The sequence below is a fragment of the Paenibacillus sp. FSL H7-0942 genome (assembly GCF_045040715.1).
Taxonomy (GTDB): Bacteria; Bacillota; Bacilli; order Paenibacillales; family Paenibacillaceae; genus Paenibacillus; species Paenibacillus amylolyticus.
The window spans coordinates 1,669,013-1,694,528 of sequence record NZ_CP150279.1; the positions used below are offsets into that span (position 1 = coordinate 1,669,013).

Consider the following 25,516-nt stretch of genomic DNA (forward strand, 5'->3'; position numbering starts at 1 on the left):
ATGGCTAGAAGAGCAGTCGAACAGGAGTTGTCGAGGGAGCGGATACTGGAGGCGGCGAGGCACCTTTTTATTACCAAAGGATACCGCGCCATTTCGATGCGAAGCATCGGCCAGCATCTGGGCTATAGTCATGGGTCGCTGTATTATCACTTTAAGGAAAAGGCAGAGCTGTTCTATGCCATCGTGGTTGAAGATTTTAATCATCTAGGGCATTTGCTGCTGCAAGCCATGGTCAGGCCGGTTCGTGATGATGTGAGCAAGGTAGAGCACATTATGATGGAGTTTATTCGCTTTGGTCTGGAGAATCCATACCAATACGAAATTATGTTTATGATCAGGGATGAAGAACTGTTGTCTTATTGTCGTACCGAACAGGGGCGTTGCTTCGAATTGTTTGCATCGATTATAAGGCAGTATATGAATGAAGCGAACTGTACGGAAGAGGATATTCAAAGGGTACCGCGTACGCTATTTTTGGCTATGCACGGATTCATTTCTTATTACATTCAGGACCGTTTAACGTTTGTGGAGATTGAATCGTCTGCGCTGTCTCATGTCAAAGTGCTGTGCCGCAATCTGGGTCAGCAGCCTGGCGACCAATAATGACGCTGTTGTTGCACCCTTACACTTCAGGGCGGTGATTTGTCATAACTTTAATTCTTTATAACGTTGTCTCGCGAAAGTTAATATGCGCAGTAGACCAAGTCAGGCGGCTCCGACCCGGAATGAGGGTGGACCGCCTGTTTGTGTTTGCAAAAAATGAACGAGTTGGTGGCAGGTCTATTGGACCCAACTAACCTTCCATGATTTTGAGAAAGTACTCCCGCTCACGTGGTCCATCGAATTCGCAAAAGTAAATGCCTTGCCAGCGGCCGAGCAGCAGCCTGCCTTGGTGAATAATTACCGTCTGTGATGGTCCTGTTGTGATCGATTTGAGGTGAGAGGCTGTATTGCCTTCGGCGTGTCGATACTCGGGGTGCTCCCAAGGGTACACTTCGTCAAGGCGTAATAAGACATCGTGTTTCACATCCGGGTCTGCATTTTCGTTAATGGCAATACCTGCCGTCGTATGTGGACAGTAGATGAGCACCGTCCCATTCTGCACCCCGCTACTCTGGACAACCTGCTTTACGTCCCATGTGATATCCTTCATTTCATCTCGTGTGGAAGTGGATATATTCTTCTTGTATAACATGTTAAATCACTCCTTAGGATCTCATTTCTTACCCTCGATTGTACCTTAACCACTACATACCAAACAAACCACATATGAAGACGGATATTTGAATCGCGCAATAACGGAGAGGTCAGAAATAACCTGAAGAAGCGGAAGCTAAAAGCTTTCTGTAGGAAAGCTGCTTCGGAAGCATAAGTTTCGCCTTTATCACCGGATTTCCCCTTAAAAAGGGGATCAAAGAAATCTGGGGATAACAGTGATCGGAAGGTTGTTCTGGCCGCGCAGTGTACAGCGCGATTTTTATTAATCGTTCTCATATGAGGCCCAATTATATTCAATAAAAGCATTGACGATTAGCACTGCAAACTGGTAAAGTATCAGAAAAGCAAAACCAAGTAGACTAATGGGAATAATATTAAAGTAATATCATCCAATTTAGGAAAAATGTCGTATTAAAGCCAGGAAGACTGCCGACCGGAGCTAAAGCCGGAGGCTGGGAGGGAACGCAACAATGAATACCGTTCTTCGTCATAAGGGATGGACTTGGGGATTCCGCAGTACCGTATTGTTATATTTTATCGTACTTATTGTACTTCCAATCATCGGTGTGTACGTCAATTCCTTCTCTGAAGGATGGAGCAACTTTGTTCAGAGCATTATGGACCCCATCGCGTGGAAAGCCGTACTGCTGACCATTCGGCTGGCCGTCATTGCCACGCTGATTAATGTGGTTTTGGGCACGATGATCGCCTGGGTGTTGACAAGGTATCGCTTTGTGGGCCGATCGTTTCTCAATAGTCTGGTTGATCTCCCGTTTGCACTGCCAACAGCGGTGGGCGGCTTGATGATTATGCTACTTTTGGGTCCGGTCAGTGCCATCGGGAAACTGGCAGAATCCATGGGATTTGAGATTGTATTTCACCAGCCCGCAATTATTATCGCGATGACCTTTGTCACGTTTCCGTTTGTTATCCGTGCAGTGCAGCCTTTGCTGGAAGAAATTGATCCTTCCGAGGAAGAAGCCTCGTACACGATGGGGGCATCCAAGGCTCGCACGTTCATGCAGGTTATTCTGCCTTCCATGGCACCTGGCATGATCAGTGGGGGGATGCTGGCTTTCTCGAGAGGACTGGCTGAATTCGGGGCTGTTGTGCTGGTGGCTGGTAACATTCCGGGAAGAACACTGACTGCTTCCGTATTTATCTACGGGGAGATTGAAAGTGATAATCCAACGGGGGCTGCTGCGGTATCCGTGTTGCTCCTGACGCTCTCCTTCCTGATCCTCTGGCTGATCAATCTGGTGCAGATGCGGGGGAGAAGACGATGAGACGACTGTTAATCGGACTGACGTTTGCGGTATTTATTGTACTGCTGATCATCCCACTTGGACGCATTTTTATTGGCGCATTTGAAGACGGGGCAGGTGGATTCCTGAAAGGGTTAATGCGCCCTGAGGCGTTACATGCCTTGATGATGACCGGACTGGTAGTTCTGGTGGTCACCCTGTTAAATACATTGTTTGGCATCATGATGGCTCTTTATCTGGTTCGTGCCGGATGGCTGAGTGAACGGATAAAAGGGCTGCTAAACAGCATTGTAGACCTGCCTTATGCCGTATCTCCTGTCATTGGCGGTTTGATGATTGTGTTGATGTTGGGACCTAACAGCATTATGGGCGCTTTTTTTGAAGGGATTGGATTCAATGTGGTCTATGCCTTCCCGGGTATGGTGATCGCAACGTTATTTGTTACCTTTCCACTGATGGTCAGAGAGGTTATGCCTGTCCTGCAGGAACTCGGTTCTCAGCAAGAGGAGGCCGCATCTACACTTGGCGCCTACGGCTGGAGAACGTTCTGGAGTGTGACCTGGCCTTCAATCCGCTGGGCGGTAGTGTATGGTCTAGTCTTGACGGTTGCGCGCTCGCTTGGGGAATTCGGTGCAGTGCTGGTGGTATCCGGTAATATTATGAACAAAACGCAGACCGCAACAACTCTGGTGTACCAGGATGTTGAGAATTTTAATGTGGCTGCCGCAAATGGTGTGGCATTGGTGCTGGTCACCTTCTCCGTCGGGCTGCTGCTCATGATGGAATGGGCCAAGAAGCGAAAGGAAGTGCATTGATATGCATGTAGAAGTCCGTGATCTGAACAAACATTTCGGTGATTTTCATGCGGTAAAAGATGTCTCATTCGATATTGCCAAAGGTCATCTGATCGGTCTGCTTGGACCCAGCGGAGGCGGGAAGACGTCCATCCTGCGGATGCTTGCGGGTCTGGAGAATCCGGGTTCCGGAGAGATTCGCTTTCACGGAAAAGTTGTGAACCATCTGCCTCCACAGGAGCGGGGCATCGGATTTGTATTCCAGAACTATGCCTTGTTCAAACATATGACGGTATTTGAGAATATTGCTTTTGGACTCAAGGTCAAGAAGACGCCAAAAGCCCAGATCCGTGATCGGGTGATGGAACTGGTTGAATTGACCGGGTTAAAAGGTTTCGAACAGCGCTATCCACATCAGTTATCTGGTGGGCAGCGTCAACGTGTTGCTTTTGCCAGAGCACTCGCCCCGGAGCCACAGCTGTTATTGCTGGACGAACCGTTCGCGGCCATTGATGCCAAGATCCGTCAGGAACTGCGTTCATGGTTGCGTGAGTTGATTGAGCGAGTGGGAATCACTTCGATTTTTGTAACGCATGATCAGGATGAAGCGATTGAAGTGGCGGACGAGATTATGATTATCAGTCAGGGTCGTCTGGAACAGAAGGGCACACCTTGGGATATCTACAAAAACCCGCAGACACCGTTTGTTGCCACATTTATCGGGGAGTCTACGGTTGTGGAGGATGCCTCTCAGTTGAAAGGATTCGAACATGCCGTCGAGGGTGAACATACCAAAGCGCTGATTCGACCGGAGTATATTGAAATCGGCTTGAAAAACGAATTCACCATGTTGTCTGCAACGGAAAAAGGTACAGTCAAACATCTTCATTTCCGCGGTAGTGAATGGATGGTAGAGGTGGACGTACAGGGTCATAAGTTAATCACATATCGTTCCCTGGAGAAAACGACATTGGAGATCGGTCAACAAATTCGAGTCCTTGTACACCGTGCATACCTGTTCAATGACTCCAACAGTTGGGTGGTTGAGAACCGACTGAAGGAAGATCCGATGCCGGTGATGATTTAGATCAAGTGGAAGAAAGGGGCTGCCCATGCAGACGAGGAAGAAGAAAGCCATACTCTTATATGTTGCCCTCATGCTTCTGCTCGTCTGCATGACCGCTGGATGCAGCAAGCAGGAGGAGTCGAGTGAACAGAACGAGCCCTCTGGTAACGATTCATCCAATACGCTGGTGATTGGTGCTTATAGTGTAGCGAAAGATGCTGTAGGCGAATTGCTACCCAAGTTCCAAGAGGAGTGGAAGGCAAAAACCGGACAGACGATTAACTTTCAAGAATCCTATGAAGCTTCGGGCACACAGGCAAGAGCCATCGTTGGTGGATTCGAGGCTGATGTGGCATTGCTCGCGATGGAGAGTGATATCGAGAAGTTGGTCAAAGCCGATCTGGTTAGCTCTGATTGGAAACAGACCCCTAATGAGGGCATGATCACCCGTTCAATTGTTGTTCTGGGCACAAGAGCGGGCAACCCGCTCGGTATTCGTGATTTTCAGGACTTAACCAAGCCAGGAGTGAAGGTACTGTACCCCAATCCAAAGACATCCGGAGGCGCACAATGGGACATTAATGCCATTTATGGTGCCGGATTGAAACTGTCGGAGGACCAAGAGGGGAAGAAAGATCCTGCCGCAGCCAAGGCTTTTCTCGAACAGGTACATCGTAACGTTGAATCATTGGACAAGAGTGGGCGTTCTTCGATGGCGGCATTCGAATATGGTGTGGGTGATGTCATCGTCACATATGAAAATGAATTGCTTGCCCGGATCGCCAAAGGTGTAGATTATGACATCGTCATTCCGAAGAATACGATCCTGATTGAGAACCCGGCAGTTGTGGTGAATAAGTATGCCGATAAACATGGGAATCGTGAACTGGCAGAAGCTTTTGTCGCATATCTGCGTACACCAGAGGCACAGCGCATTTTTGCCAAGCATGGTTTTCGTTCAGTAGATCCAGATGTATTTGCACAGACAGAGTCGACATTCCCAACGCCAGAAGGACTATTTGATATCAACTATCTGGGTGGATGGGACGAGGTACGCAGTACGTTGTACTCCAAACGCGGCGTGTGGTATCAGGTGCTCGCTGGATTATGAGTATGGCTGATGTAATCGAATAGGTAACCGAGCATGTAGATACTAAACCTTCATTTCAATGGAAGTAGAGATGAAGGTTTTTTACTGCCAAAAGGTTATAATAGAGGTATACTGAATCATGATTGTTACATAGTACTAGCAGGAAGGTGTGAGTTGGATGAGTGCAGAGATCAAATTATCCCAAAGTACAGCAATTCGACTGGAGCAGGCCCGCGGTAAGGGGATGCCTGAGGAAGAAATTTTAAAAGCTATTCAAGCGAAAGACGTTTCCGCTTTTGACGCCGTGTCTGAAGAGGAATACCGATATACCGAATTTTTCTCGTATGCGGACGAGCATGGTGAAAATCTGGAGGCAGCAGTAAAAGATGGCTACCGGATTACCTTTAACACGCGTGGTGGACTCGGAATCTGGTTGGAGAAAGCCTTCAAGGTACAGCCCGAGAAAGACTTCACAGTGGGTGAAGGAATCATCACCGGATTACAGTTGAAACCGGAGCAGGCAGAGGTACTGGCGAAGCGGCTTGCATCGAACTGGGTCATTACGGATTCGAAGGATGTACCTGCGGGTCAGGAACTGACGTTGAAGCTGCGGGCACTGGTATAGTTCCAGCGCGGAGTGGATGTGACTCGAATTAATCGGTCGTGGCCTGTTTAAAAGGTAAGGCCTGATCCTTCATGCGGATGACCCGCTTATAAGGTTGCATCACATGCTGACGAAGCGTACGCTCCCGAATGGAGCGAAGCATGGAGATGAAGGTCTGACGGTGAACGGTCAGAACACAGACTGTCCCGAATTGCAGTGGAGAACTGCAGCGGGATGGTCTTTTTTTTGCAAAAACGGAGGTGGACGATTACAATCTACATATCATTAATTCAGGGGGGAATGCGGATTGGATCAGCTAACATTTCTGGGCACAGGCGATGCGATGGGCGTTCCACGTGTGTATTGTGATTGCGACGTATGTACAGAGGCGAGGCTTACGGGAGAGAATAAACGGAAACGCTCTTCTGTTCTGATTGACGGTGGTGGGGATGGTGCGGGTGAACAGTTCATGATTGACTGCGGACCAGACTGGAGATCACAGATGGAGGATCAGGGATTACGTATGGTGCATACGCTGCTCATCACTCATGCCCATTTTGACCATATTGGAGGATTGCCGGAATGGGCGGATGCGTGCCGCTGGCTGGGTGTGAAGGGGCGTTTGTATGCACCACGTGAAGTGATTGCCACCATTCAGGGACAGTTTCCCTGGTTGGGGCGTCATATGGACTTTCTCGAAACGGATGGCGGTATTGAACTAGGCGACTGGAAGGTACATTCCTGGAAAGTATGCCATGGACATAACGGGTATTCGTACGCCTATCGATTGGATCAGGGTGGGTATAGCTGGGCGTATTGTTCAGACGCTATTGACCTGAAGGATGCCGAGAAAGAGCCATTGCACGGACTAGATATGCTGGTGCTTGGAACAAGCTTTGTGCATGAGCTTGCGGAATTCTCAACACGTTCCGTGTACGATATGCGTGAGGCGCAGGAGCTGCTGTGGGAACTGAAGCCGGGCCATACCTATTTTACACATATGTCTCATGACGTTGATGTACGGCAGAATTATAATCTGGATCAAGGTATTACGATTGCCCTTACCGGGATGAAGGTGCCGCTTGGAACATTAAAGCTGGAAACGAATGCGTAACTCAACTTAACTAGCGTAACAAAAATAAATTCAGAAGAGCGTATCCTTTACAAGGGGTTCTTCGTTTACATAGTGTAAGTCAAAATCAATCAGGAACCAGCAAAGGGGGGGCCCCCAAGATGGCCTTTGTGAAGTCCGTGGATTGCAGAATCAACAGACCACATGATGATGGTAAACAAGATAAATTCGATATTGAATTTAATGGCAACGACAGAAAAAATCAATTGAACCCAAGCATCCATACCGTACTACCCGATCTGATGGGTTCGTTGTATGCGTATTGTCTATCTCTGACGAAATCAGTTCCAGACACGGAGGATCTGGTTCAGGAGACCTGTCTCAAAGTATTGTCGTCGAGAGTGGTTGGAACTTCCGGGATGAATAAAGATATAAACTGGGAAGCTTATCTGATTCGTATTGCTCGCAACAGCTGGATTGATATCTTACGTCAGCGGGAGAGATTGGCTTATAAACTGGATAGCTTGAAGCCGCTCCTACACGAAATGGAGGAGGAAAGGCGATTCGAGGAATTGGAGTCTGCCGTACAACTTCTTGTAAATACGCTACCACCGTGGCAGCGAGTGATATATGTATTACGTGAATTAATGGGTTATAGGGCGGCAGAGACTGCGGAAATGCTGGATACGACTGAAGGTGCTGTGAAAGCAGCGTTAAGTCGTGCACGCTCTGCCATAGCTGAAGTGAGACACAGGTTGGAACAATCGGACGCTGAATTGCAGTATGAGGAAGGCGCAGTGGAGGACAATCGGGAGGAACTGCGCAGCTATCTGCTGGCATTTCGTAATGGGGATACAGCCCGAATCATTGATCTGTGCCTGAACCGGACCGATGATCCGATGGCTGTGGCGGGCACGATTTTGCAGCAGACTTTGCCGTCTCCAACCATGCAACCAATGATGTACGGGTACTCTACTTCTGGCATGAACTCGATGTCGTATGGAGGCGGATACACGGTCAACATGGTTGCCTAAACCGAGGAGGCGACACACTTGAATGTAGTGCCCTATGTAGTGGAACAGACAGCTCGCGGAGAGCGGAGTTATGATATTTATTCACGTTTGCTCAAAGATCGGATCATTATGGTGTCCGGAGAAATTGAGGATCAGATGGCAAATGCTATCGTGGCCCAGTTATTGTTTTTGACTGCAGAGGACCCGGAAAAGGACATCCAGATGTACATCAACAGCCCTGGTGGGTCGGTGACTGCGGGATTCTCGATCTATGACACGATGCAATTTGTGAAGCCGGATATCTCCACGATCTGTACAGGTATGGCGGCAAGCTTTGGCACGATACTGCTGGTAGGTGGAACAAAAGGTAAACGTATGGCGCTGCCCAACAGTGAGATCATGATCCATCAGCCACATGGCGGTACGCGAGGGCAGGCATCCGATATGCTGATTCATGCTAACCGCATCATTCAGCATCGTCAACGTCTTAACAAGCTGTTAGCCGACCATACAGGACAGTCAATTGAGCGGATTGAGAAGGACTCGGATCGAGACTATTTCCTGACCGCTGCTGAAGCAGTCGAATATGGATTGGTGGATAAGGTCATATCCAGCACATAACATTAGCCTGGGAGGTCATATGACCTTTCGAGCTTGATTAATCAAGAGGACGAACAGGAAACTGACGTCCTCTTTTTGTCGTCCAGATTAGCTAGCCCGTGTCTATGGATCGAATCAGATTGAGAATAATGTGAAATAAAGATTGACCATCGGTAGGTATAGTGTATATATTATATATACACACTATACCTACTGGAAACTACGTAACATCAATGAGGTGAGGAAAGATTAACATTTTAATATCGAATGCTTCGAGCGATCCGATCTACATGCAGATTCTAACTCAGATCAGACAGAGCATCTTGAGCGGAGAATTGGTTGCTGGAGATAGTCTTCCCTCCATTCGGCAGCTCGCCAAGGATCTGCAAGTCAGTGTTATTACAACTAAACGTGTCTATGAAGAGCTGGAGAAGGAGAAACTGATCGATTCAGTTGTAGGCAAAGGGAGCTTTGTATCCGGAGCCAATCAGGACTTTATTCGAGAGCGGCGGATGAAACAATTGGAAGAGAAGATGCTCGAAGTGATTCGTGAGAGCAGAGAACTGGGCATGAGTTCACAGGATGTAATCCATCATCTTACATTGTTGGTTGAGGAGGAATAAGCATAATGAACGCTATCGAATTACGTAATGTAACCAAAACGTATCCCTTATTTAAAGTAGATAATGTATCTCTGGATGTGAAAAAAGGGTATATCACGGGACTTATTGGTCCGAATGGGGCGGGAAAGAGTACTTTGATCAAAATGATCACGGGTCTGATCCAGCCCGATAAGGGGAGCCTCAAGACATTGGGCAGTGAGATGCCAAATCAGGAAGTTGATATCAAGCAACGCCTTGGCATTGTGTCAGATGAATGCTTTTATTATGAGCATCTAACGATCCGGGAGATGACACAAATGATCGCTCCTTTTTACACCAAATGGGATAATAAAGCGTTCAATGACTACTTGGATCAGTTCGAACTGTCTCCCAAAAAGAAAATCCAGGATCTGTCCAAAGGCATGAAGATTAAGTATTCTCTCGCCGTAGCTTTGTCGCATGAAGCGGATCTGCTGATTATGGATGAACCGACATCCGGGCTTGATCCTGTGTTTAGGCGGGAACTGCTTGATCTGCTTGCAGATATGATACAGGACGAAACAAGGTCTATTATTTTCTCAACGCATATTACGACGGATCTGGAACGTATTGCAGACTACATTACGTTTATTCATCAAGGGAAACTGGTGTTTAACGAGGCAAAAGATGATGTGCTGGAAAGGTATACGATTGTAAAAGGGGATATGGGTCTGCTTGATTCTGACATTCGGAAACATTTCATCGGAATACGCGAGACAGCCGTTGGTTTTGAAGCATTGTCGGATCATAAGGCAGAGGCCGAACAGTTATTTGGAAGGTTAGCTCTTTTACAAAGACCTACGTTAGAAGACCTCATTTATTTTACGGCGAAGGGAGGACGCAAATATGCTTAACTTGCTTCGTAAAGATTTCATTGTACTAAAAAGTTCACTGTGGACGATTGGGTTATACCTGGTGGTATTTAGTCTCGCCTTTATACCTAAGAGTGAAATGTCAATGTATTTTGTAGGCATCTACACAGCCTTTGGTTCGGTCATGCTGGCAACCATGATTGATATCAAGAACCATAATCACAATTTCCTGGTCACACTCCCCGTTAGCCGCAAACAGATTGTAAAAGCCAAGTACCTTTCTGCTATAATCTATACGTTATTCGGGGTACTCGCGTCGTTTGGGATTCACCAGCTTGTGAACCTGAATTATCCTGAACTGAACAAGCCGAATTATTCATTTAGGGATATTGTCATTTCCATAGGCATGGTGCTTGCGCTGGTTTCCATATACATGCCTCTTTTCTACGGGCTTAGCAAAAAAGGAGCTGGTATCATCAATGCGATATTCATGGTCTGCATGATTATACTGGCGCAACCCGTTGCGTACCTCATGAGTATGGCCAACGAGAACGGTATGATTACCACAACGACAATGGCATCGGTTTCTGTAGGCATTATAGGTTTGTTTGTAGTGTCTTATCTTATTACGATCCGCCTGTTTGCAAGAAAAGACCTTTAAGCACAGAGCGGGTGCAGGTAGAGAGTATAGAACACCAAAAGTAAAGTCGCCACAAGGCGACTTTTTTGATGCAGCAGGGTGAGAGGGCAAATTACACTTGATATTCTTCGGAGTGACGTCAGTTCCAGGAAATCCAAACCTTACATTTCTTTAGCCAGTGTAATGAGCCTGTTCATGCCTTCCCGAATCTGCTGCTCATGTGCATAAGAGAAGGACAGGCGCAGCTTGCGACTGGCTGAATGATCCGAAGAATCAAATACGGTTCCGGGTACAAAGGCAACGGATTGTTCCATGCATCGGTGAAGCAGTCTCCCTGTATCCACACCCTCAGGAAGCTCTACCCAAAAGTTGAGTCCGCCCTCCGGCCGGGTCCACGTCCAGTCCGTTTCCAGCAGAGATTGTTCCATCACTTCCATCCGTAGCTGGATGGCGGTCCGCAGCTTGGACAGATGTTGATGCATGCGTTCTGACTGAAAATAACGGAGAAAAAGCTTCTGGTTCAGAAGGGGCGATCCGTTATCTGTCAGTGATTTTACAGCCTGTAGTCCTGGCATGAATCGCTGGCGGCATATGATGGCTGCAATCCGTAGCCCGGGTGCAACATACTTGCTGTAACTGCGGATGTACAGGGTGTGTCCAGTAGTGTCGTAGGTGAAAATGGGTGCAGGAGGTTTCTCCTTAAAATAGATATCATAGGTGCTATCGTCTTCGAGCAGAAAACAACCATACTGTTCTGCAAGTTCAGGTAACTGCTTACGCTGTTCTACTGGAACATTAAGGCCGGTTGGATTCTGAAAGGTCGGTGTCATATAAAAGAGGCGCGGCTTCTCACTCTTCATCAGATGTTCGATCTGCTCCAGATCATACCCATCCGAGTGAATATCCGTAAAGATCAGACGAGCACCTTGTTTGCGGAAAATCTCCATTGCCGGTCCATACGTAGGCCGTTCCATCAACACCCGATCCCCGGGTTTGACCAGCGTCCGCGAGATGACATCAATCGCTTGCTGCGCCCCCGAAGTAATGAGCACTTCGTCTGCAGAGAGGTAGAAGCGTTCTTTTTTCGTTAGATGGCTTGCCAGCGCACTTCGCAATTCCAGATCTCCCTGAATCGTGGAATACGTTCCGAGCAAACGGGGATATTGATCCAGCAGATCACGCATTAGTTCACCCCAATACCGGTTGGGCAGCAGAGAGGGATCGATTAACGATTTGGAAAATTGGTATTCTGCTTCAAGGGACTGTACCCGTGCAAGTGAATCCCAATGCAGCCAGGCAGACACGGCGGGATCATCCGCCTGATCCGTTACTGAGAATGGAGTCGCTGGGCTGACATAGTAGCCGGACTTGTCCTTAACATAAACACTCCCACGTTCCTTTAACTCCTGATAGGCTTTGAATACGGTCAGACGATGTACGCCGAGTAGCTCGGACAGGCTTCGTACAGATGGCAGTTTTTCATGTTCGGCCCACTCTCCCGCTTCTATACGTACAACGAGATAATGAATTACTTGCTCATATAATTTCAGGCTGTTATCTGTCATCATCATGGTTCTGCCCACCCGGCTCACACTCCTTTTGAACTCTATTGTAACAGCTAATGAGAGAAAACTGTTCTGTTTTGTTCATTCTGTTCTGTAGACCATGAGATATGATGGAGAACAGATAAAGGAGTGGTTATCATGGTGGGGATTGCATTTACGGTTATGTGTCTTATTTTCGGTACAACATTTCTGGCTATTAAAATTGGAGTAGAGGCAGGCATGCCTCCTTTTCTGTCAGCCGGATTGCGATTTTTAATCGCGGGAGCGCTGATGTTTGCATGGATGAGGATGAAGGGCAAAGTGAGCTGGTCGCTCCTGTTCCGCAAGGAGATGCTGTTGACGGGAGCGGGGCTGACCTTCGGCACCTTTGCCACATTATATTGGGCCGAACAGCATGTGAGCTCGGGTGTGGGTGCCATTCTGTCGGCGACAGGGCCGCTGATGATTATGTTGATGCAGACGGCGCTGTTACGACAAAAAACATCTGCCCGTATGATTGTGGGCTGCCTGATCGGGTTCACCGGTGTGGTACTGGTTGTGTTGCCAGGTGTATCGCTTGGTGCAGGTTCCCTGTTCATGTGGGGTTGTATCGCGGTACTAGTGGGGGAGGTCTGTTATTCAGCAGGTGCATTGTACTCCAAAAAGGTCATTCATCAGTTCAAGGAGGCTAGTCCTGTAGCGATCAATGCGGTGCAGATGATGTATGGGGGACTGCTGTTATCCCTGCTCTCGGTCGGAACGGAATCGTGGAATATGTCTGCTCTCGACTGGGTGCCTGCTGTGTCGTCGGTGATCTATCTGACTGTCATCGGCTCCATGGTGGGGCATAGTCTGTTCTATTGGATTATGTCGCGTACCAACCCGTTGTTTCCAGCAACATGGTTATACATTTCACCACCCATTGCCGTAGGGCTTGGTGCTGTTGTCTACGGTGAGCATGTCAGCTGGGTTACATGGATCGGTGTAGTGCTGGTCGTTTCAGGTCTGCTGGCGATGAATGAGAAGGTGAGCGGCTGGTTGAAGAAAAGAAGTCGTGCGAGGATGACAGTGCAGGCTTCCGAATCTGTTTTAAAATAGGTAAAGTTTGAAGGTATGCAGCTCAATCTCAAAATCAGCCCTTGATTTTAGGTTGAGCTGTTTGTTATTCCGACATGATATTCTCGTTAACCAGTAGGTAGTAATATTCATCCATCTGTTCTGCCGTAACATTTTCTTCGAAATGTTGTATCCACCACATCACAAGTAAACGAATCACCCCCGAGTGAAACTCGGCTACAAGTTCTATGGGAAGTGAAAATTGTTTACCTCTTCTCTTCAATTCCAGAAAATCCTGTCTGAATATCTCTCCGATCTAATGTATGAAAAAGTTGTTAAACCCCTCATCATTCTGTTGGTTATGCACAATTGTCTCCAGTACATTTCCAAACAGCATTTTAGATACGCTCTGCAAAGGCTGCTGTAATCGATCTTCTACATTCATGTGTAAATAATCCCGAAGGATCCAAGTTAGGGTGGAGGACAGTAGAGCAAATTTATCCTTGAAATGTTTGTAAAACGTTGTTCGGTGAACCATAGCTTTGTCACATATTTTATTAATTGTGATGTTGCTGAATAGCTGACCTTTCTCACATAACAGATCGAGTAGCGCCATCGTTAACAATTTATAAGTTCGGGTAACTCTCAAATCCACCTTTTTATCAATCATTTTCATCTACATCAGTTCCTTATTGTAGTTTAGCTATATAGTATCAACACATTGATTCTTACATGGAACGAGATTTCAAGTGTATATTGGTATTATAAGTAATTTTTTGATAGGGCTACAAGTGTAGATAAAATATGATGGATTAGAGAGGATGAAGTGGAGATGTCCGAAATGAAAAAAGCTGTGGTGATCGGGGCAGGTATCGCAGGATTAATCACTGCAAGAATGTTATCTGATTATTATGATGAGGTATGTATCATTGAGCGAGATGAATTGCCTTCTGAGCCGGCAAATCGGCAGGGTGTGCCTCAATCCTTTCATCCACATCGTGTATTACCGCGCGGCGGACTCATTCTGGAACATTACTTTCCCGGATACAATGACGAATTGGTCGCGCTTGGTGCCATTCCTTCACATGAAGAGAAGTTTATGATTGCCAATCGCTACGGTACATTAGTTAATATGGCGAATGCTGCTTCCTCATTCAAAATTGCATCGAGCAGCAGAGCCCTGCTGGAATGGGTACTGCGTCAGCGAGTCCAGAACATAGATCATATAAGTTTCTTAACGAATACGGAAGTTACCGGGTTAATGGCATCAGAAGATGAGCGTTCGATTACAGGCGTGTATACCAAAGAAAGAGGTCGGGATAACCGGGAAGCAATGCTTGCAGCAGATATGGTTATTGATGCCGCGGGACGTTCTTCCAAATTGATCAGATGGCTTGATCAGATAGGGTTGTCCGTGCCTGAGCCGGAAGTGCTGAAGGTGTCTCTTGGTTACAGCACCCGCTATTATAAGATACCATCCTCTATTCAAAATGATTGGGGAACGGTGATAACAGAGTCCGATCCTGTGCAAGGAACTCGTGCAGGCATGTTGTGGCGCATTGAAAATGATATCGCTGGACTATTACTGTTCAACGCAGGAGGAGATGAATATCCTCCAACCCATCCGGATGAGTTTCAAGAGCAAATCAAACATCTGTTTGCTTCGGATGAAATCGTAGCGTTGGCAGAACAGCTGGAGCCTTTTCAAGGACCGCGTGGATACCGTATTTCCGAGTCTGTCCGTCAACATTTTGAACTGATGGAGAATTGGCCCTCCGGATTACTCGTCCTTGGCGATGCATTTTGCAGCTTCGATCCAATCCATGGCCAAGGCATGACGGTTGCTGCAATTGAAGCCGAGACCATAGGAAAATGTTTGGATGAGCAGCGAATGCATCCTGAGCCGCAGTTTGAGCGTCAAGTGCTGCTTCGTATGCAGCAGGCTATTGAACCGGCCTGGTGGCTTAGTTCTGTGGCTGATCTGCGTTGGAAGGGGGTCGAACATGTTGGGCCTTCCCGAATGAAAGGGGTTGCGTTTGCTCAGAAGTATATAAACTTGTTTACTAAGCAGGCGATGAAAAAGGCGAGTCAGGAAAATAATAAACATCTCTTTTTTACCCAGTTCCTAATGAATGCTCTAATCCTTCCTCCAAGTGAATACTTTAAAGGTGAAATCCTGAACATGATCCTGAACGACAACGGTTCCGAAGAAGAAATGGAGTTAAGAGCAGAGCTTGGTGTCCAAGATCCGGAGCTGTTTCAGCAAAGAATAGATGAGATCATTCCGTCATTTCAACTGGAATTTGATGGGCAAATCAAAAAACTGCTGGAGTCTTTCCAGCATGCCATGAGCAAGTAAAACAATGAATCGTGGTGCGTGAAAGTTACCGCATTGTTGCTCTCAAAACATAAAAAATAACAGAAAAATATACCTTATATAATCGTTTAAACAGGATAAAACATATTTTTAAAATCAAAAAAACAGCCCTGCACGGCGAAATTCGCCGACTGGGCTGTTCGTTGATCTTATTTACTCTGCGTTCAGCACAAACTTCTCGATAACTTCTTTCACGCCGTCTTCGTTATTACTTGCCGTAATGTAATCTGCCAGCTCTTTCAGCGCAGGAATGGCATTTCCCATCGCTACACCAAGACCAGCAACTTCGAGCATCTCATGGTCGTTCCAGGAGTCGCCGATGGCAATACACTCGCTGAGCTGGTGACCGAAATGGTCAGCCAGGAAGGTCAGGGCGTGACCTTTAGTTCCTTCATTGTGCATGATTTCCAGGAAGTAAGGTTTGGACTTTGTGATGTGCACTTGAGGTCCGAGCAATTCACGTAAGTCAACGGCAACCTTATCCAAGTAGTCTGGCTCATCGATAATAAGTAGCTTTGGTGTTTTTTGTTCGATGACTTTGATGAAATCAGATTCGATGTAATATTGGGTGCCGTTTAATTTGGCATAATCACGCAGCTTGTCGTTTTCCTCACGGGCATATAACTTGTCGTCAATGTATGTTTGAAGGTGGAGATTGTTCTCCAGGCAGTAATCATACAATTTGCGGGAAGCTTCCTGTGGAACGTAACGCTCATAGAGGACTTTTTCGTCCAGCAGGTTTTTCACCAATGCGCCTTGATACGTAATAATCGGAACGTTAAGTCCGGTTTGACGAGCAAGCGCTTGTGCGGAAGCATAAGCACGTCCAGTCGCCAGCGTTACAGTTACACCATGGGCAACTGCTTGTTCCAGTGCTGTCTGTGTAGCAGGGGTTACTTCCTTGTTGTCGTTGATCAGGGTGTCATCAATGTCGATTGCAATCAATTTGTAGCTCATCTGTGTTTCTCTCCTTTTTTATCTGTATCTATTTGTATCTATACCCGACTTAATCTATATCAGTTCAACGAAACGTTTTACACGAGAACGGAGAGGACAGAAAAAACCTGAAGAAGCGGAGCGTTCGCCTGAAAGCTTTCTGAAAGAAAGCTACTTCGGAAGCATAAGCTATCACCGGATTTCCCCTTTGAAGAAGGGAATCAAAAAAAATCTGGGGATAACAGCGATCGGAAGGTTATTCTGACATCGGAGTGGCAGGTGTAAACATTCTTGGGTTGAACTTATATACCTACTCTTCCAGGAAAACAAGGCCAATAAAGTCTTCCAGCTCAAGGTTGCCGAAGTAATGTTTTACATCCAGGCCCTCAAGTGCAGTACGCACCTCGGTTTCTTCATACCGCTTGCCGCGCAGCATATTTTCGATATCCGCCACATCGCCTACGCCGAAGAAGTCGCCAAAGATTTTGATATCTTCGATGCGTCCATCCTTGATGTTCATGCGCAGATCGATGATGCCAACAGGGAATTTGCGTGTGTGCTTCACATTGCTTTCCGGAGACAAGCCATAGTTCCAGTCCCAATTATTATAACGCTCAGCGGAGATTTCCTTGATTTTGTCCCAGTCCTTGTCAGTCAGCTTGTATTGCGGGACGTCTTGTGGCTCCATTCTGAAAATGTGACGTAACAGCTCATCGCGGAACTGCTCAATCGTCAGGTTGGTATCAATCAGATCCCGTATGTTGGCGACCCGGCTGCGGACGGACTTGGTGCTCTTGGATTTGAACTTCTCGGGATTGACGTTCAGGGAAGCCTGAACATGCTCCAGATTCAGATCAAACATCAATGTGCCATGACTGAACATGCGCCCACGTGTGGAAAACTGGGCGTTGCCCGAAATTTTCTTTTCGCCCACTTGCAGATCATTACGCCCGGTCAACTCGGCATTTACACCAAGCTCGTGCAAAGCTTCAACCACAGGCTGGGTGAACTTGCGGAAATTGTGGAAGGATTGACCGTCATCCGCTGTAATAAAACTGAAATTCAGGTTGCCCAGATCGTGATATACCGCTCCGCCTCCCGAAAGACGACGAACGACCTGCACACCGTTATCCTGAACGTACTCGATATTAATTTCTTCAATCGTATTTTGATGTTTTCCGATGATAATCGACGGACGGTTAATGTAGAACAGCAGATAGCTGTCATCCTCCATCGGCAGATGCTTCAGAATGTACTCCTCAATGGCAAGGTTTACAGAAGGATCTGTAATGCCCTGGTTATCTACAAACAGCATGGTCATTCCTCCATTAATGTATGTGAGGGATTGCTAGTCCCTTATGTAGTGAACCTTGTATATCAAAAGGAACCGAAATTCCTCTTCTATTGTAAACGAATTATGGTTGGGACACAAAGAAAACAGGATTGACCCACACCTCCCGTGCCATCCATAATAAAAAGGACATACAGAAAGGATGACGGAAGAATGACCGGTTATATCGAAGTGTTCGGACATGGCGGGGACGTGGAGACGGCTGCGTCACGATTTGGGAGGGAAGCCGCTGATTTTCTGGATTTCAGTGCCAACATTAATCCGCTGGGTCCGCCCAGAGGAGTGCTGGAGGTTATACAGCAAGGAATGCAGTCGGTGATTCGCTATCCCGATCCGGCGCATCGGGAATTCAAAGCACTGCTGAGCGAGCGTCTTGGTGTGATGCAGGAGCAGATTTCCGTGGGCAACGGCGCAGCCGAAAGCATGGCGCTCATTCTGCTGGGGCTTGCCCCGCGCAAGGTGGGTACCGTGGAACCGGGATTCTCGGAGTACCGGGCGTTGGCACAACAATTCGGTGCCGAGGTGGTGCATACGGAGGGAAGAGAAGAACTGGCGTGGCGAGCGGAACCCGAGGACATCGAGCAGCTCATGGAAAAGGTAGACCTGCTCTTCCTCGGCCAGCCCAACAATCCAAACGGTGTACAATATCCGCTTGAGGTATTACAGAGGCTTGCCCGCAAAGCGGAAGAAACGGGAACCGTATTTGTTATTGACGAGGCATTTATGGATTTTATTCCGGTAACCCGGCGTCAGTCCCTGGCAGCACATCTGAATGACTATCCTAATGTGATCATCATTCGCTCGATGACGAAGTTTTATGCCATTCCGGGTTTGCGTCTCGGATATGCACTGGGCCGTGCCGAATACATTCAGGCGATGACAAAGAAACAGGTGACCTGGAGTGTCAACGGTCTGGCGCTCATGGCAGGGGAAGCCTGTCTGCGCAGCGGAGAACGGTACGAACAGGAGACCATGTCACAGATCACGCGGGAACGGGGGCGTCTCATCGAAGGGCTGAAGGCGTACGGATGTGCGGTGACACCGGGAGAGGCGAATTTTATTTTGGCACGTGTGCCGGCCCCTTGGACAGCGGCATCAATGCAGGAGGCGCTGGGTCGAAGAGGCATTCTGATTCGCAGCTGTGCCATGTATTCGGGGCTTGACAAAGGGCATGTACGTTTCGCGGTCAAGGATGCAGATGCCAATGCTACATTACTGGAAGTGCTGGGCAGCGTGCTGGAAACCAAGGGATATCCGAATGTCGATCAGACGAAAGATGAGGAACAGGGAGGGGAGCGGCAATGACACTCCCGTTTTATAACTACTTTACGAATGGAGAAACAGACGAGAATGAATATGCTTCCTCTTCCTGGCCGGGACTGAACATATCTGCACATGAACGACATATCAAAGCACAGAGTCCAAGGGCAGCCCAAGCGCTGTCGAGTGCGGTATATGGCGGCGGGATGTTTGAACTGGATCGCATATTTAACATCTATGTGGACAGGCATTACCGCTGTGATGATCCGCCGCGTGATATCGAACAAGCGCTGAACGAATGGCGAGAGCCGCGTGATCAATGTGCCGGATTATTGACGGCCGTAAGGCTGGAGCATACCTCCATTCAGGAATATACAAGTGATGAATTTGGTCTTCTGTGCTGTACCACTGCGGGTGTATCGAATGCCGCACGCGCGGGGTCGGAGAGAACGGTTTTTGATACGGTGGGAAATAAGACGATGTCTTCCGGCAGGGAGCGCTCTGCTCCTTCAGCACGGAATCTAACGATGGCCCCCTATGTCCCGGGTACAATTAACATCATGCTCTGGTTGAACGGACGCATGACCAACGGGGCGATGGTGAATGCGGTACAGACGGCGGTGGAAGCCAAAGCGGCCGCGCTGGCGGATGTGGGTGTTCTGGATTCGGAGAACGGGTTGCTCGCCACCGGCACCACAACCGATGCCATTGTGTTTGCAGTAGGTCAGGCAGTGGAAGTGGAGGAACCTCAGCCGATGATCACTTATGCCGGGACAGCGACTACGGCAGGGGCGGCGATTGGCAGATTGGTATACGACACGGTAACGGAAAGCCTTCGGGCCGGACTGTTATGGAAAGAGAGGGTCAGGCACAAATGACTTTTGAGGTGGAGCATATATGGACCTGGCCTTTCTGGACAGGCATGGCGGGAGCCTGGATTATTATTCTGGCGTACCTGTTGGACCGATGTATCGGAGATCCGCGCTGGATTCCCCACCCGGTGATTGGCATGGGTAAAGGCATCTCGGCGTTGGAGCGTGTCATTCGCTCGTGTGTGCGCACAGATTCGGGGCTGAAGAGAGCCGGGCTGTTGTTCCCGATGGTGATCGCAGGGGGTTCTTTTGCGATCACGTGGGGAATCGTATATCTGCTTGGACTAATCCACCCTGTCATTGCAGCGGCAGCTGAAGTGGTGCTCATTGCAACAACCATTGCTTCAAAAGGGCTGAAGGATGCAGGCATGGAAGTGTATCGTCATCTGAAGCAGCAGGATTGGCCGGCGGCCAGACGTTCACTGGGCATGATTGTTGGACGTGATACGGCGCATCTGGATGAACCCGAGGTTGTACGGGGAACGGTAGAGACGGTTGCCGAAAATATTGTGGATGCCATTGTCTCGCCGTTATTCTATGCGCTCATTGGAGGCGCTCCGCTTGCCATGGCTTATCGTGCCATCAACACGTTGGATTCCATGGTCGGATATAAAAATGACAAGTATCTGCATCTTGGCTGGGCCTCGGCCCGTCTGGATGATGTGGCGAACTGGATACCTGCCCGGCTGACCGCGATTCTGTTAATCGTGGGTGCCTGGGTCATGAAGCTGGACGCCAAAGGAGCAGCACGCATGGTTGCACGGGATGCAAGACTACATCCAAGTCCGAATAGCGGTTTTCCCGAATCAGCGGTGGCTGGAGCACTGGGCATCCGGCTTGGCGGACATAACGTGTATCACGGCGTTGCTTCATTTCGTGCCTACATGGGTGAAGCCACACGGCCGATGGAAGCCGAGGATATTGTGCAAACGTCACGTCTGATGTTCTGGTCGGCAGGTGCTTTTGTGGTACTATGCGTGTTCATAACGCTGGGTGTGTGGCTGGCAGGAGGGACGCTGTTATGGCCGTAAATGAAGGAAATGCAGGCAATGAAGTACATACGAATCAGCCTGGGCCGCTGAAACGAAACATTCTGTGGGTCCGTCATGGGACAACGTTGTGGAATGTGGAAAAAAAATATCTGGGGCATACCGACATCGGTCTGCTGCCAAATGCCAAAGAAGAACTGGCTCCGCTTCATGAACAATTGAGCGGTATTTCGTGGAATGAGGTATATTGCAGTGATCTGCTTCGCTGCCGGCAGACGCTGGAACAGATTCTTCCTGATGCCATCGGACAGGTGAAGTTCGACTCGCGTCTGCGCGAGAATGATTTTGGACAGTGGGAAGGGCTGACGTATGAGCAGCTCAAGGATAATTCTGTGTACCGAAACTGGATAGATGCCCCGCAGGAGGTCACTCCGCCTGAGGGGGAATCGTGGCAGGAGTTTACCGGACGGTTGGACTCCTTTCTCCAAGAGATGTTGTTGGAGGGCCGTCCTTCGACGCACGATGATGAGGGCCAAGTGCCAACTATAGTTGTGGTTACGCATGGTGGTGTCATCCGGTATGCCTTGTCCCGTCTGATTGCCGGGCTTGGGTTCTGGGATACACATGTCGTACCGGGACAGGCGATTCAGGTTCAGCTTGAACAACAGGGGAATGAGTGGTTTGGCAGCAGAATGACTTTTCCGCCGATCGGGTTGTAAGGATGTACAATATACCCTATAATCACAACAGAAGTGTGACTTCAGCATGGATGCAGATTCGCTGCAGGCTGTGAAGCCTGAACGAGTATGTAGTATGCAGAAATTACACGGCAATGGTTTACCATATCAGCGACCAAGGGTCCCGCGTGTGAAGGCTGTTTTCATGGCAAATTTAGTACGAGTCATGAAACACACATGGGTGAAATGGGGAAGCCGGTGCAAATCCGGCACGGTCCCGCCACTGTAAAACAGGATGATTCCTGTAAGTCAGGTTACCTGCCCTGGACGTACAAACCGGTGTTCCTTCGAGGAAAGGACAGCGTTTCGGGCTATTCTATGCGCATGGACAACCCTTGGTTGAACATGTACAGATTGCCATATGCGAGACGTCATCCCTGATCCTAGACGTAAGGATTAGGGATTTTTTATTGTTCATGTAAGATGAACCGAGACCAATTTTACACGAGGTCACTCCGATTGCAGTACCACCTTCCGATCGCTGTTATCCCCAGATTTTTTGATTCCCTTTTTTGAAAGGGAAAATCCGGTGATAAAGGCGAACACTTCGTTTCTTCAGATTGGTTCTGCACTCTCCGTTAGCGTGTAAATATTGCAGTTCAAACCTTACACAGGAACACCAAGGCATGGGGAGTAAGAGTTTGAGCACGATGCAAGAAAATAGTACAAATAGAGAAGGGGAGAATAACAGAATGAATTTCAAGAATTGGAAAAACGTAGCGTCCCTGCTAAGTGCAGCGGCACTCGCACTGGCTTTGGCCGGATGTGGCAATGCAACAACAAACGAGGGCACAGGTACTTCACAGCAACCGGCACAGGAGCAGTCCCAAGGCCAGGCGCAGACGGACCTCAAAACACAATATCCACTGACAGTTACGGATGCAACGGGGGAATCGTTCACCTTTGAAAAGGCACCGGCCAAAATCGTATCCGTGTCTCCGGCTGAGACGGAATCCCTGTTTGCACTTGGATTGGACGATCAGATCGTTGGTGTATCCGACTATGACGATTATCCGGAAGCAGCAACAACCAAAGCTAAAATGGGCGGTATCACCAAGCCAAATGAAGAGTCAATCATTGCTGCTGAAGCCGACATTGTCTTCACAGGTATCTCGATGAGTGAGGATGCGGTGAAAAAGCTGCGCGAACTGGGTATTACCATTTTCAAAACGGATCCTAAATCCATTGACGACGTGATGAATAATATCGAAACCTTCGGTAAAATCACTGATCATCAAGAAAAAGCTCAAGAGATCATCACCCAGATGAAACAGGACGTGACGGATGTAACCGAAGCGGTGAAGGCAGTTAAACCGGAAGAGAAGAAAAAAATATACGTTGAATTCTCCCCAGGCTGGACTGTGGGTAAAGGCGAATTCATGGATGAACTCATCACTGTAGCCGGTGGTAGCAATATTGCTTCGGACAAAGAGGGCTGGTATGAAATTAATGAAGAGAACGTGATTGCCTCCAACCCGGATGTGATCCTGTATGCCAACGATGTAATTGATGAAAACTCCAAAACACTGGATCAGATCATCAAGGCGCGCAGCGGCTGGGATCAAATTACGGCTGTGAAAAATGACGCGGTTATTGGCCTGGATGCCAACCTGCTGAGCCGTCCGGGTCCACGTGTAACTCAAGGGTTGAAAGAAGTAGCCAAAGCGATCTACCCTGACTTGTTCCAATGAGTAAAAAGCTGATCCTGTTCGGAACGACGGGCATGGTGCTGCTGGTGCTCACCGTGCTCATCTGCACGGGCATTGGTTCAGTAGCGTTGCCGATCCGGGATATTGCAGGCATCCTGATTCACAAAATTCCCTGGGTGGGCGATTGGATTACACCGGATTGGAATAAGGCAGCCGAACAGATTATCTGGAAAGTCAGATTCCCACGTGTACTGCTTGCCGTGCTCGTGGGCGCATCGTTGGCGATTGCAGGTGCGGGATTCCAGGGGGTTCTTCGGAACCCGCTGGCAGACCCGTTCACCCTGGGCGTATCATCCGGTGCTTCAGTGGGTGCAGCCTTTCTGATTTTCTTCGGATTGCAGTATGCACTGATTGGGATCTGGACGTTGCCACTGGTGGCGTTTTTGACGGGTGTAATCACGTTATGGTTTGTTATGGCACTGGCTCGTGAAGGGCGTAAAATACCTACACATAGCCTCATTCTGGCTGGTGTGGTCATGCAAAGTTTCCTGGGCGCAGTTGTTTCCTTCCTGTCGACCATGTCGAAACAGACGATTAATGAAATTATATACTGGACGATGGGAAGTCTGGCTCTGCGTGGGTGGTCGTATACGGCCATCCTTTTCCCGTATTTTCTGTTAGGGCTGGTCTTTCTCTGGAGCCGCGCACGCTCGTTGAATGTGCTTGCACTGGGAGAACGTCAAGCGGCACATATCGGGATCGGAGTGGACAGACTCAAGCTGTCCGTGCTGGCAGTTGGCACACTGCTGACTGCTGGGGCTGTCTCGGTATCGGGTGTCATCGGATTCGTTGGATTGGTGATCCCGCATATGTTGCGGTTGCTGGTGGGACCGGATTACCGACTGTTGGTACCTTTGTCTGCCATTGGTGGAGCGATCTTCATGGTGTGGGCCGATACCATCGCAAGGTCGTTGCTGGCACCAACTGAAATTCCGCTCGGTGTTGTCACCGCCTTTGTTGGTGCGCCGTTCTTTGCTTACCTGCTGCACCGGAACAAAAAGTTGCAGAAGGGGATGATGCCATGAGTTCCAGTACCCGTTCCAACTCGACTTCACTTATCTCTATTAAGGGAGCAGGGAAGTCATATGGCAATCATCAGGCACTGCACAATGTAGACTGGCATGTTGGCGAAGGTGACTGGTGGGGAGTTGTCGGACCAAACGGCAGCGGCAAGTCCACCCTGATCCAGCTTATTGCCGGAACGGAACAGTTAAACGAAGGTCAGATCCGTATCGATGGTCGAGATATCGGCTCTTACAGCCGTAAGGACCTGTCACGCATGATCGCTGTATTGCAGCAGGATGGCTTGCCAGCCATCTCCTATCCCGTGCGAGACGTGGTGGAGATGGGGCGATATCCATACCAGAACTGGCTGGGGCGTGAAACGGGTGATGGGGCACTTGTGGTGGACAGGGTGCTTCAAGACCTGGGATTGACAGAACTGGCGGACAGACCGCTGGATGCACTCAGCGGCGGGCAACGGCAGCGGGTCGCACTAGCCAAAGTTATGGCTCAGGAGCCGAGGTTACTGCTGCTGGACGAGCCGACCACGTTTCTGGATATTAAATATCAATTGCAGTTCATGGAATTGTTATCGGCATGGCGACAGAGAAATAACATTACGATTGTGGCTGTGCTGCATGATCTGAATCTGGCCGCGTTATTTTGCGATCACATTCTGGCGCTGCGTGAGGGCATGGCGGTTGGAAAGGGTACGCCTCATACATTGATCAACGATGAGAATATCCAGGATATATTTCGCGTCAAACCCGCGATTGTCTCTCATCCCGACCATGCCATACCTCAACTGCTGTTGCGGCGGGACATCGATTAAATGAAACGGGGCAACCCATATTTTGATGAAGGAAGT

The 25,516-nt window shown here is 48.5% G+C and carries 28 protein-coding genes and 1 riboswitch; of the genes, 22 read left to right on the forward strand and 6 right to left on the reverse strand.

Annotation, left to right across the window (positions count from 1 at the left end; all coding sequences use genetic code 11):
• On the forward strand, positions 1-603 hold the full coding sequence (locus MHI48_RS07410; protein ID WP_036669101.1) for a TetR/AcrR family transcriptional regulator: 603 nt from the start codon (positions 1-3) through the stop codon (positions 601-603).
• Between the two features lie 190 nt (positions 604-793).
• Here the strand turns inward: MHI48_RS07410 and MHI48_RS07415 are convergent, their stop codons facing one another.
• On the reverse strand, positions 794-1,195 hold the full coding sequence (locus MHI48_RS07415; protein ID WP_405143594.1) for a secondary thiamine-phosphate synthase enzyme YjbQ: 402 nt from the start codon (positions 1,193-1,195) through the stop codon (positions 794-796).
• Positions 1,196-1,688: 493 nt separating this feature from the next.
• On the opposite strand from MHI48_RS07415, the gene cysT reads away from it, so the two are divergent.
• From cysT to MHI48_RS07475, 12 genes are all read left to right on the forward strand, one after another.
• The gene (gene cysT, locus MHI48_RS07420; RefSeq protein ID WP_338592277.1) at positions 1,689-2,504 is read left to right on the forward strand and encodes a sulfate ABC transporter permease subunit CysT; all 816 of its coding nucleotides are present in this window, start codon (positions 1,689-1,691) and stop codon (positions 2,502-2,504) included.
• Complete coding sequence (locus MHI48_RS07425) at positions 2,501-3,298, forward strand: sulfate ABC transporter permease subunit (RefSeq protein ID WP_017689977.1); 798 nt, start codon at positions 2,501-2,503, stop codon at positions 3,296-3,298. Before cysT ends, MHI48_RS07425 begins: the two co-directional genes overlap by 4 nt.
• 1 nt (position 3,299) lies before the next feature.
• Entirely contained in the window at positions 3,300-4,364 is a 1,065-nt protein-coding gene (locus tag MHI48_RS07430) for a sulfate/molybdate ABC transporter ATP-binding protein (protein ID WP_036610770.1), read from the forward strand.
• Positions 4,365-4,389: 25 nt separating this feature from the next.
• A complete protein-coding gene (locus MHI48_RS07435; RefSeq protein WP_405143597.1) occupies positions 4,390-5,454 on the forward strand; it encodes a sulfate ABC transporter substrate-binding protein in 1,065 nt (354 codons plus the stop codon).
• Positions 5,455-5,611: 157 nt separating this feature from the next.
• Positions 5,612-6,058: a hypothetical protein gene (locus tag MHI48_RS07440; protein ID WP_074094008.1), complete on the forward strand. Its 447-nt coding sequence runs from the start codon at positions 5,612-5,614 to the stop codon at positions 6,056-6,058.
• A 103-nt stretch (positions 6,059-6,161) separates the two neighbouring features.
• Positions 6,162-6,326, forward strand: coding sequence for a hypothetical protein (locus MHI48_RS07445; RefSeq protein WP_405143599.1), 165 nt, complete (start codon positions 6,162-6,164; stop codon positions 6,324-6,326).
• A gap of 18 nt (positions 6,327-6,344) precedes the next feature.
• On the forward strand, positions 6,345-7,151 hold the full coding sequence (locus MHI48_RS07450) for an MBL fold metallo-hydrolase (protein WP_405143600.1): 807 nt from the start codon (positions 6,345-6,347) through the stop codon (positions 7,149-7,151).
• Positions 7,152-7,270: 119 nt separating this feature from the next.
• Positions 7,271-8,143 carry an RNA polymerase sigma factor gene (locus tag MHI48_RS07455; RefSeq protein WP_405143601.1) on the forward strand — a complete coding sequence of 291 codons (873 nt, stop codon included), beginning with the start codon at positions 7,271-7,273 and terminating at the stop codon, positions 8,141-8,143.
• A gap of 18 nt (positions 8,144-8,161) precedes the next feature.
• Positions 8,162-8,743, forward strand: coding sequence for an ATP-dependent Clp endopeptidase proteolytic subunit ClpP (gene clpP, locus MHI48_RS07460; protein ID WP_036610761.1), 582 nt, complete (start codon positions 8,162-8,164; stop codon positions 8,741-8,743).
• 227 nt (positions 8,744-8,970) lie between these two features.
• Positions 8,971-9,345: a GntR family transcriptional regulator gene (locus tag MHI48_RS07465; RefSeq protein WP_036610760.1), complete on the forward strand. Its 375-nt coding sequence runs from the start codon at positions 8,971-8,973 to the stop codon at positions 9,343-9,345.
• Positions 9,346-9,350: 5 nt separating this feature from the next.
• Positions 9,351-10,217, forward strand: a complete 867-nt coding sequence (locus MHI48_RS07470; RefSeq protein ID WP_036669112.1) for an ABC transporter ATP-binding protein — start codon at positions 9,351-9,353, stop codon at positions 10,215-10,217.
• Complete coding sequence (locus MHI48_RS07475) at positions 10,210-10,836, forward strand: ABC-2 transporter permease (RefSeq protein WP_100529019.1); 627 nt, start codon at positions 10,210-10,212, stop codon at positions 10,834-10,836. Before MHI48_RS07470 ends, MHI48_RS07475 begins: the two co-directional genes overlap by 8 nt.
• A gap of 140 nt (positions 10,837-10,976) precedes the next feature.
• Here MHI48_RS07475 and MHI48_RS07480 read toward each other — a convergent pair whose 3' ends face one another.
• Positions 10,977-12,398, reverse strand: coding sequence for a PLP-dependent aminotransferase family protein (locus MHI48_RS07480; protein ID WP_405143602.1), 1,422 nt, complete (start codon positions 12,396-12,398; stop codon positions 10,977-10,979).
• Positions 12,399-12,518: 120 nt separating this feature from the next.
• Here MHI48_RS07480 and MHI48_RS07485 point away from each other — a divergent pair, with 120 nt between their 5' ends.
• Complete coding sequence (locus tag MHI48_RS07485) at positions 12,519-13,457, forward strand: DMT family transporter (RefSeq protein ID WP_127544168.1); 939 nt, start codon at positions 12,519-12,521, stop codon at positions 13,455-13,457.
• 64 nt (positions 13,458-13,521) lie between these two features.
• Here the strand turns inward: MHI48_RS07485 and MHI48_RS07490 are convergent, their stop codons facing one another.
• Positions 13,522-13,698 carry a hypothetical protein gene (locus tag MHI48_RS07490; RefSeq protein WP_405143604.1) on the reverse strand — a complete coding sequence of 59 codons (177 nt, stop codon included), beginning with the start codon at positions 13,696-13,698 and terminating at the stop codon, positions 13,522-13,524.
• Between the two features lie 33 nt (positions 13,699-13,731).
• Complete coding sequence (locus MHI48_RS07495; protein ID WP_405143606.1) at positions 13,732-14,091, reverse strand: TetR/AcrR family transcriptional regulator; 360 nt, start codon at positions 14,089-14,091, stop codon at positions 13,732-13,734.
• Positions 14,092-14,247: 156 nt separating this feature from the next.
• Here MHI48_RS07495 and MHI48_RS07500 point away from each other — a divergent pair, with 156 nt between their 5' ends.
• On the forward strand, positions 14,248-15,774 hold the full coding sequence (locus MHI48_RS07500; protein WP_405143608.1) for an NAD(P)/FAD-dependent oxidoreductase: 1,527 nt from the start codon (positions 14,248-14,250) through the stop codon (positions 15,772-15,774).
• 171 nt (positions 15,775-15,945) lie between these two features.
• On the opposite strand, the gene MHI48_RS07505 is transcribed toward MHI48_RS07500, so the two are convergent.
• Both MHI48_RS07505 and MHI48_RS07510 read right to left on the reverse strand, forming a co-directional pair.
• Positions 15,946-16,749, reverse strand: coding sequence for a Cof-type HAD-IIB family hydrolase (locus MHI48_RS07505; RefSeq protein ID WP_036610742.1), 804 nt, complete (start codon positions 16,747-16,749; stop codon positions 15,946-15,948).
• 289 nt (positions 16,750-17,038) lie between these two features.
• Positions 17,039-18,043, reverse strand: a complete 1,005-nt coding sequence (locus MHI48_RS07510; RefSeq protein ID WP_036610740.1) for a lipoate--protein ligase — start codon at positions 18,041-18,043, stop codon at positions 17,039-17,041.
• Positions 18,044-18,232: 189 nt separating this feature from the next.
• Here MHI48_RS07510 and cobD point away from each other — a divergent pair, with 189 nt between their 5' ends.
• The 7 genes from cobD to MHI48_RS07545 all read left to right on the forward strand — a co-directional run bounded on the left by cobD (position 18,233) and on the right by MHI48_RS07545 (position 25,480).
• Positions 18,233-19,384 (forward strand): threonine-phosphate decarboxylase CobD, encoded by a 1,152-nt coding sequence (cobD, locus tag MHI48_RS07515; RefSeq protein WP_076327238.1) that lies wholly within the window; start codon positions 18,233-18,235, stop codon positions 19,382-19,384.
• Complete coding sequence (locus MHI48_RS07520; protein ID WP_076327237.1) at positions 19,381-20,217, forward strand: adenosylcobinamide amidohydrolase; 837 nt, start codon at positions 19,381-19,383, stop codon at positions 20,215-20,217. The genes cobD and MHI48_RS07520 overlap by 4 nt, the downstream gene beginning before the upstream one ends.
• 44 nt (positions 20,218-20,261) lie before the next feature.
• Positions 20,262-21,242: an adenosylcobinamide-phosphate synthase CbiB gene (gene cbiB, locus MHI48_RS07525; protein WP_076327413.1), complete on the forward strand. Its 981-nt coding sequence runs from the start codon at positions 20,262-20,264 to the stop codon at positions 21,240-21,242.
• Positions 21,233-21,919 carry a histidine phosphatase family protein gene (locus MHI48_RS07530; protein ID WP_076327236.1) on the forward strand — a complete coding sequence of 229 codons (687 nt, stop codon included), beginning with the start codon at positions 21,233-21,235 and terminating at the stop codon, positions 21,917-21,919. The genes cbiB and MHI48_RS07530 overlap by 10 nt, the downstream gene beginning before the upstream one ends.
• A 156-nt stretch (positions 21,920-22,075) precedes the next feature.
• A riboswitch (cobalamin riboswitch) is annotated at positions 22,076-22,218 on the forward strand.
• Positions 22,219-22,629: 411 nt separating this feature from the next.
• A complete protein-coding gene (locus MHI48_RS07535) occupies positions 22,630-23,628 on the forward strand; it encodes an ABC transporter substrate-binding protein (RefSeq protein WP_076327235.1) in 999 nt (332 codons plus the stop codon).
• Positions 23,625-24,671 (forward strand): iron ABC transporter permease, encoded by a 1,047-nt coding sequence (locus MHI48_RS07540; RefSeq protein ID WP_074094020.1) that lies wholly within the window; start codon positions 23,625-23,627, stop codon positions 24,669-24,671. Before MHI48_RS07535 ends, MHI48_RS07540 begins: the two co-directional genes overlap by 4 nt.
• Complete coding sequence (locus MHI48_RS07545; RefSeq protein ID WP_076319137.1) at positions 24,668-25,480, forward strand: ABC transporter ATP-binding protein; 813 nt, start codon at positions 24,668-24,670, stop codon at positions 25,478-25,480. Before MHI48_RS07540 ends, MHI48_RS07545 begins: the two co-directional genes overlap by 4 nt.
• Positions 25,481-25,516 lie beyond the last annotated feature (36 nt).

Excerpts from the sequence above, each read along its gene's own strand:
- MHI48_RS07410 (WP_036669101.1), top strand. The coding sequence starts at position 1 with ATGGCTAGAAGAGCAGTCGAACAGGAGTTGTCGAGGGAGCGGATACTG.
- MHI48_RS07415 (WP_405143594.1), bottom strand. The coding sequence starts at position 1,195 with ATGTTATACAAGAAGAATATATCCACTTCCACACGAGATGAAATGAAG.
- cysT (WP_338592277.1), top strand. The coding sequence starts at position 1,689 with ATGAATACCGTTCTTCGTCATAAGGGATGGACTTGGGGATTCCGCAGT.
- MHI48_RS07425 (WP_017689977.1), top strand. The coding sequence starts at position 2,501 with ATGAGACGACTGTTAATCGGACTGACGTTTGCGGTATTTATTGTACTG.
- MHI48_RS07430 (WP_036610770.1), top strand. The coding sequence starts at position 3,300 with ATGCATGTAGAAGTCCGTGATCTGAACAAACATTTCGGTGATTTTCAT.
- MHI48_RS07435 (WP_405143597.1), top strand. The coding sequence starts at position 4,390 with ATGCAGACGAGGAAGAAGAAAGCCATACTCTTATATGTTGCCCTCATG.
- MHI48_RS07440 (WP_074094008.1), top strand. The coding sequence starts at position 5,612 with ATGAGTGCAGAGATCAAATTATCCCAAAGTACAGCAATTCGACTGGAG.
- MHI48_RS07445 (WP_405143599.1), top strand. The coding sequence starts at position 6,162 with ATGCTGACGAAGCGTACGCTCCCGAATGGAGCGAAGCATGGAGATGAA.
- MHI48_RS07455 (WP_405143601.1), top strand. The coding sequence starts at position 7,271 with ATGGCCTTTGTGAAGTCCGTGGATTGCAGAATCAACAGACCACATGAT.
- MHI48_RS07470 (WP_036669112.1), top strand. The coding sequence starts at position 9,351 with ATGAACGCTATCGAATTACGTAATGTAACCAAAACGTATCCCTTATTT.
- MHI48_RS07475 (WP_100529019.1), top strand. The coding sequence starts at position 10,210 with ATGCTTAACTTGCTTCGTAAAGATTTCATTGTACTAAAAAGTTCACTG.
- MHI48_RS07485 (WP_127544168.1), top strand. The coding sequence starts at position 12,519 with ATGGTGGGGATTGCATTTACGGTTATGTGTCTTATTTTCGGTACAACA.
- MHI48_RS07495 (WP_405143606.1), bottom strand. The coding sequence starts at position 14,091 with ATGAAAATGATTGATAAAAAGGTGGATTTGAGAGTTACCCGAACTTAT.
- MHI48_RS07500 (WP_405143608.1), top strand. The coding sequence starts at position 14,248 with ATGTCCGAAATGAAAAAAGCTGTGGTGATCGGGGCAGGTATCGCAGGA.
- MHI48_RS07505 (WP_036610742.1), bottom strand. The coding sequence starts at position 16,749 with ATGAGCTACAAATTGATTGCAATCGACATTGATGACACCCTGATCAAC.
- MHI48_RS07510 (WP_036610740.1), bottom strand. The coding sequence starts at position 18,043 with ATGCTGTTTGTAGATAACCAGGGCATTACAGATCCTTCTGTAAACCTT.
- cobD (WP_076327238.1), top strand. The coding sequence starts at position 18,233 with ATGACCGGTTATATCGAAGTGTTCGGACATGGCGGGGACGTGGAGACG.
- MHI48_RS07520 (WP_076327237.1), top strand. The coding sequence starts at position 19,381 with ATGACACTCCCGTTTTATAACTACTTTACGAATGGAGAAACAGACGAG.
- cbiB (WP_076327413.1), top strand. The coding sequence starts at position 20,262 with ATGGCGGGAGCCTGGATTATTATTCTGGCGTACCTGTTGGACCGATGT.
- MHI48_RS07530 (WP_076327236.1), top strand. The coding sequence starts at position 21,233 with ATGGCCGTAAATGAAGGAAATGCAGGCAATGAAGTACATACGAATCAG.
- MHI48_RS07535 (WP_076327235.1), top strand. The coding sequence starts at position 22,630 with ATGAATTTCAAGAATTGGAAAAACGTAGCGTCCCTGCTAAGTGCAGCG.
- MHI48_RS07540 (WP_074094020.1), top strand. The coding sequence starts at position 23,625 with ATGAGTAAAAAGCTGATCCTGTTCGGAACGACGGGCATGGTGCTGCTG.
- MHI48_RS07545 (WP_076319137.1), top strand. The coding sequence starts at position 24,668 with ATGAGTTCCAGTACCCGTTCCAACTCGACTTCACTTATCTCTATTAAG.